Raw genomic sequence first — 20,279 nt, forward strand, 5'->3', positions numbered from 1 at the left:
GGCCGATTTGGGGCAGTCATCGGACTATCAGCTTTTGGTCTAGGTCCTTATCAAGCGGGCGTTCAAGGCTCGCCGCAAGTCGCGGACTGCAGCCGCATCCGATCTCCAATACGTGCATGCGCTCAGTGGAAGCACATTGATACAGGGGGTCCAGACGCAGCGACAAGTCTTGTCCCGTCAATGCTTCGCCACAGATGCCCGCCGGCGAGAGGTCTTCATTTTCGGCGGCGTATCCGCGGCTGCGAGGCTTGGATCGAGCGTGAACAATTCCTTGGCTTTTCCAACACCTTTCAACGCAAATCGCCCGACGGAAACGAGCTTGTCTCGTTCCTCCCCCAGCAGGAGATCGGCAAACTCTGAGGAGCAGAGCATGTTTCGTCCTGTGGATTGGCACATGTCGCTGATGCGGCTTACTTCATTGACTGGCTGGCCAACCACAGTGAAATCGAGCCGGTCGGGCGTGCCGATGTTGCCGTAGAACACATCGCCCGCATGTAGACCGAGATGGATGTCAGCGACAGGCAGGCCCTCTGTTTTGCGGCGGTGTTCAAGCTGGCCGAGCCGCAGCCGTAGATCGTGCTCCGCGTCAACGGCCGCCCGGCACGCATATTCCGGCCGGGAACTCGTAAACATCGCCAGCACACCGTCGCCGATCAGCTTCAGAACATCACCGCCGGCCGACTTGACCGCCTCAATCACCGCCTCTGCATAGTCGTTGATCAGAGGGATCAACTGATCGGCCTGCACGGACTCGGAGAGATGGGTGTAGCCGGTGATGTCGGAATACCAGAGCACGGCCCGGATACGCCTCACAGCATCATGTCGAATCGCGCCGCTAAGCACACGCCGGCCGGCATCGCGACCAAGATATGCTTCGGCGAGCGTCTTCGTCAGCCGGGTTTGGGCAGCGGACCTGATGGCGAGGCCGAGATGAGGCGTAAGTTGCGCCAGGCAGGCCACATCACCGTCGCTGAAACCGCCCGGCCGAGCCGTGGTGAAACGCGCATAGAAGGCATTGACGTCTTCGACTCGCACTGCCTGCCGCGTGCGGTAGACGAATGCCAGATAGTCAGTCTGGCCAGCGTCACACAATTCCTGGATCGCTGGATAGCCGTGCGTTTCGCCGCGCTCGAGCCGACAGCGCAACGAGGTCTCGCGCCGACGCAGCATTTGCAGGAAGGGGCTACGCGACCACTGACCCGCACCTTCCGGATCATGACTGCCGACTTGGTCTTCTTCTCGGAAAGGGTTTTCGGGATCCTCGTCCCAAAAAAACGCGCGCGCCTCATACATCGGATGAAGCGTGTCGATCATCACGAAGACTCTGCCGAGCGGCACTCCGGCCTCGACGCATCGTTCGCAGAATGCCCGCGTCAGCGAGGCCTCGTCTCGAATGCCCAGCAGGCCGGCTTCGGCCAACCAGGCGGCGATCTCGGTGCAATCACGGGTTTCCATGCCCCGATCATAGCGGCATCATCAGCAGGTAAAAAGCCGAATTGCGCCGCTGGGCTCGTTAATGTTGTCAGGGTCAATGCAGGACGAGAATTTTTAGTTGACACCGACGACGGTCATCGCTTGCCTGCCTAGCCGGATTTCTCATCGAGCGCGGACGATATGCTGGAGATGCTGACGCCGGCTCTCAGCGCTGCGCTCGGCGAACTGGAAGCCTCACCCGACGACCGACATCGAAGAGGTCGCTTGCCTGCTCGGCTATCAGGACACAACTTCTTTCTATCGTGCTTTTCGCGAATGGGAGGGCATGTCACCCAACCGCTGGCGCGAGATGAATACAGCCAGACATGATACCACGGTGCCAGTCGCTCTTCATTGAACGACAACTTTGCATACCAGGGGACCGGCGCCCCGAACCTACCGAGGGAGACACTGCATGAACCAACGCGTCGTTCTTGCCGGCAGCAACGGCCTGGTTGGCGGACTTGTGAAGGCCCGCCTCGCGGGGCAATCAGGCATGGAGCTCACGAACCTGGTCCGGCATGGCTCAGGGGCACCTGGTCATGCGATCAACTATGAAGAACTCTGTAAATCGCCAAAGGATATCCTCGGGAACGTCGCGCCCGGTGGCATCAACACGACGATCTCCTGCCTGGGAACGACCATCCGCACCGCCGGGTCTCAACCCGCTATGTTTCGCATTGACCACGACTACGTTCTTGCCGTCGCGCAAGGCGCTCGCGCGCTTGGGGCACGCCAGTTTATTCTTGTGACATCGGCTGGGGCCGGTGGGCCGGGCTTCTATCTCAAGACGAAGGGTAAGATCGAAGAGTCAGTGAGCAATCTCGGCTTTGAGCGAGTAGACCTGATCCGTCCGGGCTTTCTCATCGGTGGTCGTAGCGAGCGGCGTGTGTGGGAGTCGATCGGTCAAAATATCTTCGCGACGCTCACGCCTATCTTGTTTGGTCCGCTCGCTCGTTACGGTGCGATCCCAGCGGAGACCGTCGCGGATGCGATCGCAGAGCTTATTGGCATGGGATCGCCGGGCAGTTACAGGCACGAAAACACCGATTTGCGCCTCTTGTCCGCTAAACGAACTTCATCAGCCAGTAGGTGAGCCTTCCCCGGCCGTTCACCTGACCGGAACGGAACTCGCCGGTTTCCTCGTTCCAGGCCAGGATCGCCTTGGAGTGCGCGCCGCCCGCCGGGGTGCCGATGCGCAGAATCTCTTCCAGCATCTCCCGGTCGTCGTCCCCTCTGACAACGCCGGCAAGAGCCTCGCGGCTATTGAGAACCTGATTGGCAAGCGCGGTCAGGGCGTCGATGTCGACCCTTTTCGACCTGTGCGACGGCTTTGAACGTGGTCGGGTGAAATTCGACCACGCCCATGCCGCGTGTACCAAAATCGCAAAGGCGTTCGACCGGATTGAAGCTGCTTGCCGCGCATTGAACTTTCGTGAGTTCGAAATGGTAGCGATAAAGGATGTCTGATTTCGTCAGGTCACCCGGGTCGCATGACAGGTGAGCCGGTTAGCCAAATGGTTTATCGATCGACACGGCCGGTTCGGTGAAGAAGACCGGGCCACTTTCCGACATGTAGATGATGTCTTCCAGACGCACGCCGCACTCACCGTAAAGGGCGAGCATTGGTTCGTCAGAAAAAACCATGCCAGGCTGCAGCAGCATTTTGTTGCCTCGGACGATGTAGGGATCTTCGTGCATGTCCATGCCGAGCCCGTGGCCCGTCCGGTGCGGTAGACCGGGCACCTTGTAATCCGGACCGTAACCAGCATCGGTCAGCACCTTGCGAGCTGCAAAATCGACGTCCTCGCAAGGCACACCGAGCGTGGCGGCATCGAAGGCCGCACGATGGGCCTTATGCTCCAGGCTCCAAAGCTCCCGTTGACGATCAGTCGGCTCGCCGAACACATAGGTGCGGGTGATATCCGAGCAATAGCGGTGGATATGGGCGCCAAGGTCGATCAACACCATGTCGCCGGTTTTCAAGATCTGGGGATAAGGCACGCCATGGGGATAGGCGGTCGCCTCGCCGAACTGGGCGGCGGCGAAGATGTGGCGCATGCCGAGCTTGGTATGTGCGGCGGAGATGAAATTGGTCACTTCAGTGGTCGAAACGCCTTCATATAAACCCTGCCAGACGGCCTTGTGGACGCCTAGACTGGCGCTCATCGCGGCCTGGATGATAGCGATCTCGGTCGCCGATTTGATCTGCCGGCATCCAGCGATCATCTCCTTGGCGCCCGTAACCTTTAGGCGGCCGCCGATATGGCTAGTGATCGCGCTCGAAAAGACGAAAGGCGTTGCCGGATCGAAGGCGAGGGTGTCGCCTTCGGCGGAAAGCCCGCAAATCAGATCGGCGACCAAGAGAGCCGGGTCCTCGTGTTCCTCCCATACAGCGATTTCGCCGCGGATGGTGATCAGCGTCTCGGTCTTCGGCTCCTCGAAGGCCGGGCTGATATAGATCGGCGCGCCGGAGGACGGGATGATCGCACCATGCAGGCGTTCGCTGGCACCGAGCGTGATGGCGGTGAAATAGGTGAGGCTGGTCGAGGTGTCGAGATAGACTGCCTTGGCGCCCTGCGCCTTCATCAGGCCCTGCAGCTTCGCGATGCGGGCGCTCAGTTCCTTTATCGAGATCGGCGGGATGGCGGCGGCGATGTTCTCGAATTCCGACAAGGACTGTTCGAAGGACTTGTATTCCGGGGCACTCATAACGGGGCTTCCTCTTCGGGGCGTGCGCTCGTCATCAGGCGGCGCATCGTTGAATTCGATTGGGTCTCTATTCCGAATAATTGCAGCGCTTGGAAATGTACATGCTGCTGGCGACGGTCAGAATCTGGGGCCGGACGAAGGAGAGCGCCGAGAATCTCATCCTCCCATCGGCGCCGTCATGGGAAAATTCAGGCCGCCGGGCAGGACTGGTGTCGCATAGGCGTACATGCTGAGAATGAAGGAAAACACCAAGGCTGCAGCGCCGAGGGCGGCCCGAACTGCAAGTTTACCCACACGATCAGGGCTGAACGAGTGGCTCTGGTCTCGGCTTGACGTGCAATCTGTCGCCCCCCGCCAAAAGCCCCTGTTGTGCCTGTAGATCGAGCCGTTCGGCATCGCGCCGACGGACGTCTTCAGTGACTTCACTCACGTCAAGTGCTGTCATGCCGAGCACCCTCAGCCCCGCACCGCCGAACACGAGTGCCGACTCGAAGGTTTCGCGGATTTCGTAGTCGACCCCTGCACTGCGTAGATTGATTGAATGGCCCCGATCATAAGAGCGCACAAGAAGGCGGCACGATGGAAAGTGCTCAACCACCAACTCGACGATGCGATCCGTAGCTTCTACGTCATTGACACAGACCATAACCATGTCAGCATTCTCAGCGCCGGATTGGCGCAAAATGTCGAGCCGTGCGCCGTCGCCGAAATATACTTTAAAGCCGAACCGTTCAGCGTCCCGGATGCGACCGGGGTCATTATCGATGAGCGCGACTTCAATGCCTTGTGTAAGCATCATCTGCGAGGCGATCTGGCCAAAGCGGCCGAAGCCGATCATCAGCACACGGCCCTTCAGTGCATATGCGGTTTCGATACCATCCATCGAGGCCGCTTTGTCCTTGAGAAAACGATCGGCGGCGATGAGGACCAGTGGCGTGAGTGCCATGGACAGAATAATGACGCTTGAGAAGACGGCGTTCTCCGCCGCTCCAATCACACCACCACCCGTAGCAGCTGAATAGAGCACGAAGGCGAACTCGCCGCCTTGTGCAAACAGCGAGACGCGACGCAGCGCCTGAATGTGTGCGGTACCGAATATCCGCGCTACAGCATAGATTCCGATCGATTTCACAATCACATAGGCGACCAGCAGCGCAAGGATCATCCACCAGTTTCCGGCCACGACGGTCAGATCAAGCGACATCCCGACCGCCAGGAAGAACAAACCCATCAGCAGGCCTTTGAAGGGATCGATATCCGTTTCAATCTGGTGGCGATAGCTGGACCCCGACAACATAACGCCCGCGAGGAAAGCCCCCATTGCCATCGAAAGGCCGCTTACCTCCATCAGCAGGGCCGATCCCAACACCACAAGGAGCGCGCCGGCCGTCAGAACCTCCGTATTGCGTGCCCGGGCGAGGAGCGCAAAGAAGGGGTCGAGTAGCCAGCGCCCGGCGGCAATCACCACCGCAATGGCGCCCAACGCGACAAGGATTGCGATAAAGTCGATGCCGCGTTGGTCTTCTCCACCTGCAGGAACACTCATGAAGGCGACGATTGCCAGGAGCGGCACGATCATCAGGTCCTCGAGCAGCAAAATCGAAACGGCTTGCTGCCCTTGGCTGCTGGCAAGCTCACCGCGCTCCTTGAGAATAGACATGATCACTGCCGTCGATGACAGGACGAAGCCAGATCCTGCGATGAAAGCCGCTGCCGGAGGTAATCCCAGGAAAAGGCCGGCACCGGTCAAGAGCGCAATACAGACCGCGACCTGAGCAAGGCCAAGCCCGAAGATCTGAGCCCTTAACGCCCATAGCTTCTGCGGGCGCATTTCTATTCCGATCAGGAACAGAAACATCACCACGCCCAGTTCGGAGACGTGCAGGATGGTAGAGGGGTCGTTGAATATCCCCAGCACCGATGGACCAACCAGGAGACCGCCGGCGAAGTATCCTAATACTGAACCGAGCCCGATTTTGCGGAACACGGGCACCGCGACCACTGCCGAGGCGAGAAGGACAACCACCGGTCCAAGCGTCTGTGCAATCCCTGCCTCTGCCATATCATTCTCCTGAAAAGCCCCAACTGGGCCAAGCCAATGCAATTCGTAACATGAAAGATAGCTGCGAAAGCAATAGCCGTTGGCTTCATGTCATTCGAGGGGCTCAATCTTACTTCGATTGATGCGTTCCGGTCCTCAAGGAACGGCCGCAGCGTGTGTTGGTCGCCGAGATTCGGGGAAGGTTGCCACATGGTAAAGACCGAAGCGTCGTCCGAGGCTTTGAACAAAATTCCACTCCCGAAATAAAGCCCGTGGAAGTAATTGCGCTCAAGCTCGCCGGCACTTGGACTCGCGATCGCCCGGGCGAGCAGCTCAAGCCATTCAGAAGATGGGGACGCCAAGGATCTGCTTTTGGTTCTACCGCCCCAATAAATTTGGCAGTGCATTCATCCGGTTTATTGGTATCCTTCATCGCATCGATAATCGCCACGATCGTTGTGGCATTGAACAGGTCTACAATTCCAGGCGTCTTCATTCGGCGCTCGGCTATCGATCACCAGAAGAATTTGAAACCCAACTTGCCCAGCAGACGGCTTAGTTTGATGCGCATCACTGGTCCAGCCCGAGGGGTTCACTCCAGACCGTGTTCTGAAATTCCGGGTGAGTGCCTTACCGCGGCCACAATCCGTTAAAGCGACGCCACCCATCCCAGTGGCGCCGTTGTTGCGATTCAGCTTGCCGATCTCTGCATTCAGCATACAAAGGCCGATCGATCCGGTTGCATTCGGGTTGTAAAACTTGCTGGAGGCAATACATGAAGTGCTTATGTAAAGATAATCTAATACGATCCATTACTTGTATGAATAATCCAATTCTGGGGTAATTTGCATTTTTTGGCTATGTATAGTTGCGTATACGCGCGTCAATCACTACGACGATATCAATCGATAATTTATCGGGTTGTATTGGCCTATGCGCGCTGGGGAGCGCGCGGAAAGCCTTTTGGGGGCGAGTTTTAGATGTATCAGTTTATTTCGCAGTGCGGCCGGGCAGGCCGCAGTTTCACTTCTGTGGCAATTTTTGCCGTTGTGCTTTTTTTAACCTTTTTCGACCTGGCTGCGTCATCCGATGCCGCGCCCTCGACGGACGCAAATCTTTCCGCAATCGGGCTTTTGCAGGGTTCGCTGAGCCCGAGCTTTTCTGCGGGTACTTTGAACTACACGGTCTCCGTTCCGAATGGCGTGCCTGCAACCAAGGTATGGACCTATAAATCTGCTGCGAATGCCACCGTAACGGTGAATGGAACGCCAGTGGCGGGCGATGGCTCGTCCGGTGTCATCAGTCTTCCTGTCGGTCTGACCACGATCCTCATAAAGGTGACGGCTGAAGACGCTACGACGACGCAGACCTATAACGTGGTCTACAACCGCGCAGGCCCCCCGGCCAATGCCGATCTCAATAATCTCGTGCTGTCGAGCGGTTCGCTCAGTCCTTCCTTCAACTCAGGTACAGTGAGCTATGTGACGACGGTTGCCAATGCAGTTACATCGGTTACAGTGACGCCGATTGTCGCGGACGCAACCTCCACGGTCAAGGTAAACGGCACTGGCGTAACGTCGGGCTCACCCTCCGGCTCGATCAGCCTTGTCGAAGGCAGCAACACCATCACCGCGGTGGTGACGGCCCAGGACGGCACGACCATTCGAGCGTATACAGTCACGGTCACGCGATCCGCACCGCCACCGCCCTCGTCGGATGCGAGCCTGCGGGCGATCGGTGTGACAAACGCCAGCCTCAGTTCCGCCTTTTCGCCTGGCACGACAAGCTATACGGCCTTTGTCGCCAACAATATCCCATCCATGCGCGTGATCCCTTATGCATCCGAGGCGAATGCAACAATAACGGTGAACGGCAGCCCGGTGGTCTCCGGTGCGACGTCCGGCGCGATCAGTCTTGGTGTCGGCGCCACCCCCGTCACCATCCTGGTGACTGCCGCCGACGGCGTGACAACGCAGACCTATACCATCACCGTCAATCGTGCGTTGTCGTCGAATGCCGACCTGGCAGGCCTGACATTGTCAGGCGTGCCGCTCTCTCCGTCCTTTTCAGCCGGCACGGTAAGTTATACGGCCACTGTCGCCAATAGCGTGTCGTCGATCACGGCAATGCCAACAGTGATGGACCCGACGGCCACGGTCACCGTCAACGGCACACCGGTGACCTCGGGGTCAGCGTCCGGGACGATCAACCTGGCAGTCGGCGCCAACACCATCACAACTGTGGTAACGGCGGCCGACGCGACAACAAAAACCTATACGGCGACAGTTACCCGTTCCGTGCCGCCGCCGGCATCGTCTGATGCGACACTTGTGGGGATCGGCCTTTCAAACAGCCGCCTCAGCCCTGCCTTCTCTTCCGGAACATTGTTCTATAATTCTACAGTCGCAAACAACATCCCCGCGATACGCGTGACACCCTATGCGTCAGACGCCAATGCAACGATAACAGTTAACGGCATTCCGGTGGTCTCCGGTGCAATGTCCGGCGCGATCAATGTTGCCGTTGGCTCCAACCCCGTGACCATCCTAGTAACTGCTGAAGACGGCTTGACCACGAAGACCTATACGGTTGATATCAGCCGCGCGCCGTCTGCAAATGCCGACCTCGGATCCCTCTACTTATCGCGTGGTTCGCTCAGCCCGTCTTTTAGCGTGGGCACGGCAAGCTACACAGCCTCCGTCCCCAACGGTACGTCAACGATCACGGTCACGCTGGCGACCGCCGACCCGACGGCCACGGTAACGATAAACGGTACGATTGTAACCTCAGGTTCCGCCTCTGCAGCCATACCTTTGATTGTCGGCAGCAATACGATCACGATCGTGACAACTGCCCAAGATGGCACGACGACCAAGACCTATACGGTGGCGGTCACGCGCTTGCTTGCGTCGAATGCCGACCTGTCGGGCCTGTCGTTGTCAAGCGGCACGCTTAGTCCATCCTTCACTGCCGGAACGACAAGCTACACGGCGGCGATCGCCAACGGCGTTGCATCGATCACCCTTACGCCAATGGTCGCGGATCCGGCTGCAACGGTAACGGTCAATGGTACGACGGTTGTCTCCGGTTCTGCCTCAGGCGCCATCGCGCTTGCTGTCGGCACCAATACAATCACGACGGTGGCGACGGCTCAGGATGGTGCCACGGCCAAGACCTATACGGTCACGGTTACCCGTGCCGCACCCGTATCGGCGAATGCCGACCTGTCAGGCCTTTCGTTGTCAAGCGGCACGCTTAGTCCATCCTTCGCTGCCGGAACGACAAGCTACACGGCGGCGGTCGCCAACAGTGTTGCATCGATCACCCTTACGCCAATGGTCGCGGATCCGGCTGCAACGGTAACCGTCAATGGTACGACGGTTGCCTCCGGTTCTGCCTCAGGCGCCATCGCGCTTGCTGTCGGCACCAATACAATCACGACGGTGGCGACGGCTCAGGATGGTGCCACGGCCAAGACCTATACGGTCACGGTTACCCGTGCCGCACCCGTATCGGCGAATGCCGACCTGTCGGGCCTTTCGTTGTCAAGCGGCACGCTTAGTCCATCCTTCGCTGCCGGAACGACAAACTACACGGCGGCGGTCGCCAACAGCGTTGCATCGATCACCCTTACGCCAATGGTCGCGGATCCGGCTGCAACGGTAACCGTCAATGGTGCGACGGTTGTCTCCGGTTCTGCCTCAGGCGCCATCGCGCTTGCTGTCGGTACCAATATGATCACGACGGTGGCGAAGGCTCAGGACGGCACTACGGCCAAGACCTATACGGTCACGGTTACCCGTGCTTTTCCTACCGTTGTCATTACCCTATCTCCTGCAGCTGGCGCCATACCAGACGGCTCGGTGGATGCGGGCTACAGCCAAACTGTCAGCGCTTCCGGCGGGACAGGCCCCTACGCGTACAGCGTGACGGCCGGTGCACTTCCGGCCGGTCTGGCTATCGCCGGTTCCACAGGTGCAATCGCCGGCACACCGACTGCGAGCGGTGACTTCACCTTTATCGTCACGGCGGTTGACGCGAACGGCGCAACGGGTTCTGCCGCCTACACCTTGAAGGTAAAGTCATCCAGCGTGAGATTTGTGTTTACGCCTCCGGGCGGCACGTTGACCAAGGCTATGGCCGGAGAAGATTATAGCCAGTTGATTACGGCAAAAGGCGGCGTCGCACCTCTGTTGTACAGAATTGTCTCCGGCACGCTGCCGAAAGGGATGGTGCTGAACATTTCGACGGGTGAACTCCGTGGTCCACTCGGCGCAGACGCTGGTTCCGGCGACTATGATTTCACCATTCAGGTATCCGACCGCAACGGCGCGACCGGAACGGCGACCTTCCTGTTGCAAGTCACACCTCGGGTGGTCACGGTTCCAAACCTGACCATCGAAGTGCCGGCTGGATCTGCGCCGGGCAATGTCTATCTCAATCGCGGCGCGACCGGCGGGCCGTTCACCGGTGCGGAAGCAGTGTCCGTTGATCCCCCCAGTGCGGGCAGCGCAACTATTATCCGCGGAGAGCTGGCACAGGCTGGAGCTTCCGGTGCGCCAGCCGGATGGTATCTGAAGTTCGTGCCCGATCCGGCCTATTCTGGAGACGTGCGCGTTGGATACCGTCTCATCGGAGCGCTTGGGCCCTCAAACATCGGCATCGTCACCTACAGGCTGGCATATGACGCCGACAAGGTCGTCGACGAGATCAACACGCTTGTGCACGATTTCGTAAGGACCCGGCAGAACATGATCTCGTCGTCTATCAGTGTTCCGGGCCTCTTGGAGCGCCGGCAGATGATGGAGGCAACCGATCCCGTCACTGCGCGCATGATGCCGTCGCAAGAAGGAATGACTGCGAGCTTCTCGACCAGCCTCAATCAAATCGAGGCCGCTCGGGACGCGGCCGACGGCGTCAGCGGGGCAATGGCGCCGCCATTCAATATCTGGATTGATGGGGTTTTCCTCGCGCACAATCGGGATGAAAATGACCGCCGCTGGGGCAGCTTCGCCATGATCAATGCGGGGGCGGACTATCTGATAACAGAAAAGGCACTCGTCGGCCTGTCGTTCCACTACGACAGGATGACCGATCCGACGGATGCGGATGCAGAACTAACGGGCAATGGCTGGCTGGCCGGTCCCTACGCCTCGTTCGAAGTTGCCCGAAATATCTTCTGGAACGCCAGCCTACGATACGGCGGTTCGTCCAACGATATCGACACGCGGTACTGGGATGGAACATTCGATACCACTCGCTGGATGGCGGATACTTCGATCGAGGGCCAGTGGAACATCGACGAGAATACGACCTTCACGCCCAATCTGCGCATTGTCTATTTCTCGGAAAGCGTGGATGACTACGCCGTTAAGAACGACGCCGGCGCGGCAATCGATATCGACGGGTTTGATGAGGAGCAGTTCCGTGTCAGCCTCGGTGCCGAGGTCGCCCGGTCCTTTACGCTGGAAAACGGCGCGGCGCTCACCCCGAAGTTAGGCGTGACGGCTGGCTTCTCCGGACTCGACGGAACCGGGGCCTTCGGATCGGTGACCGCCGGTCTGTCCTTGCAGACAACAAACTTCTGGATGCTGGACCTAAGCCTGCTCCTCAATATCGCCGACGGCGGCGAAACATCAGCGGGTGCGGGCGTCAAAGCGGCCAAACAGTTTTGATAAAACCTTTGTGAGATTGGGCAGCAGCGCGGTTGCGCCGCTGTCCGATCTTCAGTGTGTCGAGTCCTAAAACCGTTGTCGACTTTCTGGCCGTGATCAAGGTTTGATGCGATTGGATGTCAGTTTCACCTCGCCAATATCGAGGCTGCGGTGTTGTTGTCCCCGCAGCGCTCAGGATGCGGATAGCTCGATCTTTGGCCATGTCTTTTGGGCGGCCGTGGCGGTTTCGGCCGACGCTGCATGCCGCTCCCTGAAAGTGGCGACAAGGGTCTGCAAGGCCTTTCTCGAGCGTGCATCGGTCAAGCTCGAATGCAAGACGATCTCCGAGGACGGAAGGTCCGGAAGACCGAACCGCTTGCTGACCTCGACCGTATCGGAGGGCGCCAGGCGGCAGGAGAAGGGGGCAACGGCGAGCCCCGCCGAAACGGCCGCGTTGACCGCAGTCGACACGCCGACGAAGACCTCCACCCAAGGGATGCCAACCGCATCAAGCGCACGGGTTGCGATATCCCGTACGCCGCACAATGGCGCAAGCGCTGCCAACCGTAACGGTTCGCCCGGCACACGTTGAAAGCCGGGCGCTGCAAACCAGCCGAAATGCTCCGGTCCGAGGGTTTCACCGTCGCGCCGGTCTTCGTCGCGCCTTATGATCACGGCGTCGAGTTCACCGCGGTCGAAGGCCTCGAGCAGGTTTCGCGATGTTTCCAGCCGCACCTCAATGCACAGTCCCGGATCGTGGGCGTAGAGGCGCGCCAGCAATGTGGGAACTTCCGGCCCGGCGACATGAGCAGCGATGCCAAGGCCGAACCGGCGCCGCGTTGACGAAAGCCCTGCAATGGCCCGATCATGGGCGGCGAGGAATTCGCGAGCGCCCTCGATGAAGACGGCGCCCTGTGCCGAAAGGCGGACCTGCCGTGGCGTACGCTCGAGCAGCCTGACGCCGAGCCGCTCTTCGAGCCGCTTCAACTTGACGCTGATTGCGCCCTGCGTGCTGCCGAGGAATTCCGCCGCCCGGGTAAAACTCTGAAAATCGGCAATCGCCACAAAGGCCTGAACAGCGTCCACATCCAGCGTCGTCATTTGGAACCATCCGATTTTGTTATCTCTGAAATATATAAGCATCCAATTCAGTTATGATCAAGGTCCGGTTATGGTGCCGCGAACCCACGCGAGATCAACTTCGACGGGTACCGTGGAAGACCGGCAACGGAAATCCGCGATGTCCGCCATGGCATCGAAAGTCTACGAAAATGAACCAACCGATAACCCGCCGCAGCGCGCTGGCATTGGCAGCCGTCTGCCTTTCCTCGCTGATGTTCGGTCTTGAGATTTCAAGCATCCCGGCAATCCTGCCGACGCTGGAGAAGGTGCTCGGCGCAGATTTCAAACAGCTGCAATGGATCATGAACGCCTACACCATTGCGGTAACGGCTGTCCTGATGGCGGCCGGCACGTTGGCCGATCGCTACGGCCGCAAGCGCATATTCGTCGCCGGTATCGTCGCATTCGGCATCGCATCGCTAATCTGCGGACTGACAGAGGACGTATCGGTATTGATCGCCGCCCGCTTCATTCAAGGCATGGCCGGCGGGGTAATGCTCATCTGCCAGATCGCCGTCCTTTCGCACCAATTCCAGTCCGGCCGTCAGCGCGGAATCGCGTTCAGCTGGTGGGGTATCATCTTTGGCATCGGCCTTGGTTTTGGCCCGATCGTCGGTGGCGCGATCGTGTCGCTGATGAGCTGGGAGTGGGTATTTCTTGTCCATGTCGTGCTTGCCGGCGTGACGATGGCGCTGGCGCTCGCCGGCGTCGAGGAATCGCGCGATCCGGATGCCGAAAGCCTCGATATCACCGGCATGGTGACCTTGTCTGCCGCCGTCTTCTGCATCTCCTACTTCATCACCCAAGGGCCTGAACTGGGCTTTGCCAGCCCGGCCGCTTTGTCGATCCTCGGAATTGCCGTCATAAGCTTGCTCGCCTTCGTCATCGCTGAAAAAATCAGTACTCGGCCGATGTTCGATTTTTCGGTGTTCCGCGTCCGCGATTTTTCGGGAGCGCTGTTCGGGTCGGTGGGCATGAACATCAGCTTCTGGCCGTTCATGATCTATCTGCCTATCTTGTTTCAGGCCGGCCTTGGTTATGACGGCGTAACCGCAAGCATTGCTCTGCTCGCCTACACGCTTCCCCCCCTCATCGTCCCGCCCCTTGCCGAGCGCCTGATGCTTCACTTTCGCCCAGGCATCGTCATCCCGGCCGGATTGTTCACGATCGGTCTCGGCTTCCTGTCGATGAAAGCCGGCAGTAGTGTTGAAAACGTCAGTTGGCTGACGATGCTGCCGGGATGCCTGTTGGCCGGCATCGGCCTCGGTTTCACCAATACCACCGTCACCAATGTCGCGACCGGCGCCGTTGCCGCCGAGCGCGCCGGCATGGCCTCGGGCATCGACACTAGTGCACGGATGATTTCGCTGGCGATCAACATCGCGCTGATGGGCCTGATTCTGGTCGAAGGCGTGCGGTCATCGCTGGGCACCGTGCTTTCCGGCCAAATGGCCGGCATGGAGCAGCGCATGCTCGCCGAGAAAATCTCGGCCGGCAGCATGCTGTCATCCAACTATGGTTTGTCTCACACCGCTGTCCAGACGGCGCTGCGGAATGGGTTTGGCTGGGTCATGATCTACGGCGCAGCAGGCGTCTGGCTGTCTGCCACCGCAAGCCTGCTCATCTTCGGAGTCCGGCCCAGGACGAAAGCCGCGCTTGCATGCTCGACGGCGAAGCCGTCATGACGCGCGGCTCTGCCCTTGAAGTCATGGCGTTGCATCGGGCCGAGACAGGCTGTCGGTTAGGCCCCATCGTCGTATTGTTGTCGTAAGAATCGACAGTGCCGCGCTCCAACAGCATTTCTTCCACCATCCGCAGGCTTAAAGGAACCCGAAATACAGCCACACCGCGCGGGCGATGATCTGCGGTGGAAACCGGTGGTTCTTGGAACTGATCGGCGGCGGGGTCATCTCAGACGCATTATCCAACAACCTTTAAGCCCAGGACAACATGACATCGCCGCCGAAGTGGCTATTGCTCAGAACAGCGCCACGACCTTGTCCGCAATGGCGTGTCCGAGCTTGATGTTGGTGTCAGCGGAAAAATGGATGCCGTCTACACCGTCGGTCGTGACATGATCACCGGCAGCCAGGAACTCGACTTTGGTGAAGTCGGCGAGCGCTTTGTAGAGGCCGGAGAGCTGTTTCGACTTCTCGTACCCGCCGCCGAACATGCCTTCGAACCAGGGATCGGGCATCGGCGCGAGCGGCGGCGGGGCGACGACCAGCACCCTCGGCGCCGGATAGGGTGTGCCGACGCCGCCGGCCGAGGTCAGCACCTGTCCGACCAGCTTTCCCATGCCGTTGGCGATCTCATAGGGCGTGCGGTGGAAATAGGATTTCGTATCGTTCGTGCCGAGCATGATGATGACGAGATCAAGCGGCAGGTGGCTGGCGAGCGCGGAAGGCAGGTAAGCGCTGCCGTTCAGCCGCGGATCGTTCGGATCGTCGAGGCTGGTGGTGCGGGCGCTGAGGCCCTCTTCGATGATGTGGTAGCCGTCTCCCAGCTGTGCAGCCATGGCGCCGGTCCAGCGCTGTTCGTAGGGATAGCGCAGGGTGGGGGCGGATTCCTTCACGGGAATCCAGCCCCAGGTCAAAGAATCTCCAAAGCACAGGATTGAGCGCTTTTCGGCCATTTGGTCCTCCTTGAATGGCTGTTGATGTCACTTGCCGGCGCGAAGGCCGTAAAAGATGGCCGCAAACAGGATGATCAGGCCCTGGGCGACGAGTTTTCCCGCATCGCCCACGCCGAACATCGTCATCACGACGAAGAGGAAGGCGAAGCAGAGCACGCCGAAGAACGGCCCCCAGACTCCACCCTCGCCCCGCCCGAAAACCACGCCGCCGAGAATGGTCGCGGCGACCGACAGGATCGGCAGGTCGAGCCCGACGCGCACGCTGCCGACCGCGATGGACGCCGTCTGGACGAGGGCTGCGATGGCCGCCATCAGCCCGGCCAACGTGTGGGCGAGGATGACCGTGCGCTCCACCGGCACGCCGGAAAAATGCGCGGCCGGTATGCTTTCCCCGACGGCGGCGACGCAGCGGCCGAAGACAGTCTGCGACAGGAGCAGCGCCATCAGCGCGGTGAGTGCAATCCAGAACAGAACCGGGCTCGGCAGGCCGATGAAGCGGGTAATGAACAGTTCGGCAAAAATCTTCGGCACGTCGCCCGGCGGCTTGCCGCTCGACAAATATTGCACGAAGCCGACGAGCACGATGGAGAGCGCCAGCGTGACGATGACGGCGGAAACCCGGCGCTTGGCGACCATCATGCCGTTGAACAGGCCGATGGCAAGGCCGATCGCGAGCGCCAGCACGACATAGAAGCCGAGCGAGGCGCCGGGAAAAATGCCGGACGAGATGCAGTAATTGATGAGCAGGATGACGCCGCCGCCCGAAAGGTCGATCGACTTCACCCGCATGACCAGGAGCTGCCCGAGCACGAGAATACCGAGCGGCACGACCTGGCGGACGAAGACGCCGAGCACATTGGCGTTCAGCATCTGCGGGCGGGCGATGAAGAGGATCACCAGCAGCACGACGAGCAGATAATAGGACGGCGGAACCTTGGAAACGCGCCGGAACAGGGTCGAGTTGACGAGAGCCGACATGATCAGAGTCCGATCTTCTTGCGCGACTGGAGGGCAACGACCGCCATGAGCAGAACGCCCTTGATCGCCGTCTGCACGAAAGGCGTGACATTGAGCAGGTTCATGCCGTTCGACAGCAAGGCGAGAACCGCGACCCCAATGACCGTGCCATGCAGGCTGCCGACCCCGCCGGACAGCTGCGTGCCGCCGATGGCAACCGCAGTGATCGCATCGAGCTCCATCAGCAGGCCGACATTCGGATCGCCGGAGACGATGCGTCCGGCAAGGAACAGGCCGGCAAGGGCGGCAAACAGCGAGCAGATCACATAGGCGAGCAAGATGTTGCGGTTGGCGGGAATGCCGAAGTTGCGTGCCGCATCATTCGAGCCCGAGGCGACACCGCCGCCAATGGCAAAGAGATGCAGGCCGTAACGCGAGCCGTAGAGCAGCTTCCAGGCTACGAGGAGCGTGACGACACCCCAGAAGAGCGGTAGCGGCAGGCCGAAAATCGAGCCCTCCACCAGCCAACGCACGCTGTCCGGCACGGTGCCGCCGGAAACCGGGCGCAACACGCGGGTAATGCCGAGCACGACATATTGCATGGAGAGCGTCGCGACGATCGGATGCACGTTGAGCCGGGTGATGCAGTAGCCGTTGGTGGCGCCGATCAGGCCGGCGAACAGGAAGACACCGGGAATGGTGAGATAGCCCGGCAAATCCAGCGCGAGGATGGCCGTCGTGAAGCTGACGACCGAGCCGATCGAGAGATCGAGCCCGCCGACGAGTACGACGAACATTTGCCCGACCGCCGTGATCAGCAACGGCATGCCCTGCGCGACGAGATTGGTAAGGTTGCTCCATTGGCCGAACTGGCTCGTCGTGATGGCAAGCCACAGCGCCATGGCAATCGCAATGATGAAGGGCAAAAGCCACAGGCCCTGCCGGCTGCCGCGGCCGGTGATCAGTTTCCCAAGGGTGGAAGAAGGGGATGTCATCAGGTTTTTCCGTTCGTCATGCGCTCAGCGCCGCATCGAGAATGCCGTGCTCGGTTGCCTCAGCAGCGCGCATTTCCGATACGATCGTGTTGCCGTGGATCACGTAGAGGCGGTCGCAGAGGCCGATCAGCTCGACCGTCTCGCGCGACAGGACGAGCACCGCACCGCCCGCTTTCGCGAAGTCCCGCAGGATCCGGTAGATTTCCGCCTTGGCGCCGACATCGACGCCGCGCGTCGGCTCCTCGATGAGGAGCAGGTCGGCATCGGTGGCGAGATAGCGCCCCAGCAGCACCTTCTGCTGGTTGCCACCGGAGAGCGCGCCGACCGTGTCGGACGGCCCCGACGCCTTGACGTTCAGCCGCCGCATCGTTTCCGCAATCACGGAACTGTAACGCTTTGCCGCCTTCAAAGCCGGGCGGCCACCATGCAAGGCCGCAACAATGTTCTGGCCGACGGAGTGATCGAGAAACAGGCCCTCATCCTTGCGGTCTTCCGGCACGAAGGCCCCGCCGAGCGCCTGCCAGCGCCGCACGCCGCTCTCCTTGGGCACGGGAAGCCGGATGGTGTTTCCACGGCGTGACACCGTTCCTTCGACCGGCGCAAACTGCCCGACCAGCGCCCGCAACGCTTTCTGCTGCCCCTGCCCTTCAAGCCCGGCAAAGCCGACGATCTCGCCCTTCTTCACCATGAAGGAGAAAGGCTTTGCATCCGCCTGAAGCCTGAGGTCGGAGACAGCGAGCGCAGCGGCGCCCTTTCCTTCGCCGCGCTCGGGGAAAAGATCCTCCAGTTCGCGGCCAACCATCATCGCAATCAGTGAGGACGGCGTCATCTCGGAGAGCGGTCGTGTGCCGACCAGCTGGCCGTCCTTCAGCACCGTCACCACGTCGCAGATGGCAAAAATCTCATCCATGCGGTGAGAGATGTAGACGATGGCCTTACCGGCTTCGCGCAGCGTCCGGATATGCCGGTTGAGCACATCAACGTCGGCCGCATTGAGCGCTGCGGTCGGCTCGTCGAGAATGAAGATGTCGGCATCCGCGTCGATACCATGGGCGATCTCGACGAACTGCCGCTCGGCGATGGACAGTTCGGAGACCAGCGTGTCTGGGTCGAGCGCAAGGCCAAGACGCGCCAGCGCGCCCTTCGTCTCCTCGCGCATGCGTCGCCGGTCGATGCCGCCAAGCCGCCCCAGGGGCTCGCGGCCGAGAAACATGTTTTCCGCAATCGTCATGTTGGGAAGCAGCGACAGTTCCTGGAAGACCGTGGATATGCCGGCCTCCAGCGCCGCGCGCGGATTGGCGAAGCTGACGGTGCGACCCGCACGGCGGATCTCGCCGCTATCCGGCTGATGCACGCCGGCCAGGATCTTCATCAGCGTCGATTTGCCGGCGCCGTTTTCGCCCATCAGGGCGTGCACGGTTCCGGGTGCCAGCGCCAGCGAGACGTCTCGAAGCGCGGCGCTACCGCCGAACGCCTTCGATATTCCGGCCATTTCAATAGGATGCGACATGGATTTCCTCTGTCCGGGTGACGGAAGGCAGGCGCATGCCCGCCTCCCGGCGTGGTCCGCCTTACTGCTTGGCGTAGAACTCTTTGAGCTGCTCTTCGGAGAGTTCCGATGGCCACCAGACATTCGCCGACAGGTCGTCGCGGTAGTATTTCTTGACCTTTTCGAGGTCCCAGCCCGGCGGGTTGTAGTCGTAGTGCTTGTGCAGCGCCTTGCCCTCCAGAAGGGCGACCGCAGCGCGGATGCCGGCAGCGCCCTGGGCGGGGCTGTATTCCGACGAGATCGACTTGAAGCCATCGGCGATCCATTGGCCGAAGAAGCCGTTATTGCCTTCGCCCGAGATCGGCGGGATCGGCGCGCCGAACTGTTTGAAGACGTCGACGCAGGCGCGCGTCATATCCGCACCTGACGACCAGATGCCGGCGACATTGGGATCGTTGAGATAAAGCGTCTCGCAAACCTTCTTGGCCTTGTCGTACTGCCAGTCGCCATGTTCCTCGGCGGCGATCTTGATCTCAGTGCCTTCGAGCGACTGCTTCAGGCCGTTGTAGCGGTTAGTATCTTCCGGATGGCCGGCGAGGCCGCGCAGCACCCAGATATTACCCTTGCCGCCAAGCTCCTTGACGAGGAAGTCACCCATCACCTTGCCGAAATGCTCGGCGCCGCCCTGGATTTCCGTCGTATAGGCCTCGGATTCAATGCGGCCGGTGTGCAGCACGACCGGGATGCCCGCTGCAATAGCCTTCTCGATGCTGGCATTGGCCGAAGTCGAGGTGACCGGCTGGACGATGATCGCATCGACCTTCTGGGCGATCAGGTCCTCGATATCGGCGACCTGTTTCTTCTGGTCGAAGCCGGCATCGAGCAACACGAACTTCGTGATGCGCTTGTCGCGGTCGGCGGCGGCCTGCGCCTCATGTGCCACCTGCACTGTCCAGGTGTTGGCATTGACGCCGAAACTGCTCATGCCGATGATCCAGGGCGCGTCCTTCTTGTATTTGCCCTCTTCCACCGTCGGATTGTTGTCCGCACGGGTCGTGACACCGTCGAGCAGGGGCACCTCCTGCGCAAAGCTGTTCGTTGCGAAGACCACGCCGGCCAAAAGAACCGACAGGCCGATTTTCCTGATGATGCTGCTCATACTTCTCCTCCAAAGCAGGCGTCTAACGAGGGGGAAGGCCCG

13 protein-coding genes and 2 pseudogenes are annotated in these 20,279 nt (G+C 60.2%); 4 read left to right on the forward strand and 11 right to left on the reverse strand.

The window, feature by feature from the left end:
- Positions 1–177: 177 nt before the first annotated feature.
- The gene (locus ACSQ3J_RS18800; RefSeq protein WP_244482170.1) at positions 178–1,419 is read right to left on the reverse strand and encodes an adenylate/guanylate cyclase domain-containing protein; all 1,242 of its coding nucleotides are present in this window, start codon (positions 1,417–1,419) and stop codon (positions 178–180) included.
- Positions 1,420–1,672: 253 nt separating this feature from the next.
- Here ACSQ3J_RS18800 and ACSQ3J_RS18805 point away from each other — a divergent pair.
- A pseudogene (locus ACSQ3J_RS18805) lies at positions 1,673–1,831 on the forward strand (helix-turn-helix domain-containing protein); the annotation flags it as partial.
- A gap of 57 nt (positions 1,832–1,888) precedes the next feature.
- Positions 1,889–2,569, forward strand: coding sequence for a hypothetical protein (locus ACSQ3J_RS18810; RefSeq protein ID WP_060504548.1), 681 nt, complete (start codon positions 1,889–1,891; stop codon positions 2,567–2,569).
- Here the strand turns inward: ACSQ3J_RS18810 and ACSQ3J_RS18815 are convergent.
- The 3 genes from ACSQ3J_RS18815 to ACSQ3J_RS18825 all read right to left on the reverse strand — a co-directional run bounded on the left by ACSQ3J_RS18815 (position 2,541) and on the right by ACSQ3J_RS18825 (position 6,247).
- Positions 2,541–2,855 (reverse strand): hypothetical protein, encoded by a 315-nt coding sequence (locus tag ACSQ3J_RS18815; RefSeq protein WP_436039850.1) that lies wholly within the window; start codon positions 2,853–2,855, stop codon positions 2,541–2,543. The genes ACSQ3J_RS18810 and ACSQ3J_RS18815 overlap by 29 nt on opposite strands.
- A gap of 127 nt (positions 2,856–2,982) precedes the next feature.
- Positions 2,983–4,185: a M24 family metallopeptidase gene (locus ACSQ3J_RS18820; RefSeq protein ID WP_060504549.1), complete on the reverse strand. Its 1,203-nt coding sequence runs from the start codon at positions 4,183–4,185 to the stop codon at positions 2,983–2,985.
- A 298-nt stretch (positions 4,186–4,483) separates the two neighbouring features.
- Entirely contained in the window at positions 4,484–6,247 is a 1,764-nt protein-coding gene (locus ACSQ3J_RS18825; RefSeq protein ID WP_060504550.1) for a monovalent cation:proton antiporter-2 (CPA2) family protein, read from the reverse strand.
- Between the two features lie 959 nt (positions 6,248–7,206).
- On the opposite strand from ACSQ3J_RS18825, the gene ACSQ3J_RS18830 reads away from it, so the two are divergent.
- A complete protein-coding gene (locus ACSQ3J_RS18830) occupies positions 7,207–11,901 on the forward strand; it encodes a cadherin-like beta sandwich domain-containing protein (RefSeq protein ID WP_436039853.1) in 4,695 nt (1,564 codons plus the stop codon).
- A 171-nt stretch (positions 11,902–12,072) separates the two neighbouring features.
- Here the strand turns inward: ACSQ3J_RS18830 and ACSQ3J_RS18835 are convergent, their stop codons facing one another.
- Complete coding sequence (locus tag ACSQ3J_RS18835) at positions 12,073–12,981, reverse strand: LysR family transcriptional regulator (protein WP_060504553.1); 909 nt, start codon at positions 12,979–12,981, stop codon at positions 12,073–12,075.
- Positions 12,982–13,151: 170 nt separating this feature from the next.
- Between ACSQ3J_RS18835 and ACSQ3J_RS18840 the strand changes: the two genes are divergently transcribed.
- The gene (locus ACSQ3J_RS18840; protein ID WP_060504554.1) at positions 13,152–14,687 is read left to right on the forward strand and encodes an MFS transporter; all 1,536 of its coding nucleotides are present in this window, start codon (positions 13,152–13,154) and stop codon (positions 14,685–14,687) included.
- Positions 14,688–14,747: 60 nt separating this feature from the next.
- Here the strand turns inward: ACSQ3J_RS18840 and ACSQ3J_RS18845 are convergent.
- From ACSQ3J_RS18845 to ACSQ3J_RS18870, 6 genes and pseudogenes are all read right to left on the reverse strand, one after another.
- Positions 14,748–14,912: pseudogene (locus tag ACSQ3J_RS18845) on the reverse strand (IS6 family transposase); the annotation flags it as partial.
- A 68-nt stretch (positions 14,913–14,980) separates the two neighbouring features.
- Entirely contained in the window at positions 14,981–15,637 is a 657-nt protein-coding gene (locus tag ACSQ3J_RS18850; RefSeq protein WP_060504555.1) for an SGNH/GDSL hydrolase family protein, read from the reverse strand.
- A gap of 27 nt (positions 15,638–15,664) precedes the next feature.
- Positions 15,665–16,615, reverse strand: coding sequence for an ABC transporter permease (locus ACSQ3J_RS18855; RefSeq protein ID WP_436039856.1), 951 nt, complete (start codon positions 16,613–16,615; stop codon positions 15,665–15,667).
- Positions 16,616–16,617: 2 nt separating this feature from the next.
- Positions 16,618–17,589 (reverse strand): ABC transporter permease, encoded by a 972-nt coding sequence (locus ACSQ3J_RS18860; protein WP_060504557.1) that lies wholly within the window; start codon positions 17,587–17,589, stop codon positions 16,618–16,620.
- A 16-nt stretch (positions 17,590–17,605) separates the two neighbouring features.
- Positions 17,606–19,099: a sugar ABC transporter ATP-binding protein gene (locus ACSQ3J_RS18865; RefSeq protein WP_060504558.1), complete on the reverse strand. Its 1,494-nt coding sequence runs from the start codon at positions 19,097–19,099 to the stop codon at positions 17,606–17,608.
- 61 nt (positions 19,100–19,160) lie between these two features.
- Positions 19,161–20,237, reverse strand: coding sequence for an ABC transporter substrate-binding protein (locus ACSQ3J_RS18870; protein WP_060504559.1), 1,077 nt, complete (start codon positions 20,235–20,237; stop codon positions 19,161–19,163).
- Positions 20,238–20,279 lie beyond the last annotated feature (42 nt).

This window comes from Rhizobium sp. LjRoot98, from assembly GCF_964252935.1.
In the GTDB taxonomy this organism is placed as follows: Bacteria; Pseudomonadota; Alphaproteobacteria; order Rhizobiales; family Rhizobiaceae; genus Pararhizobium.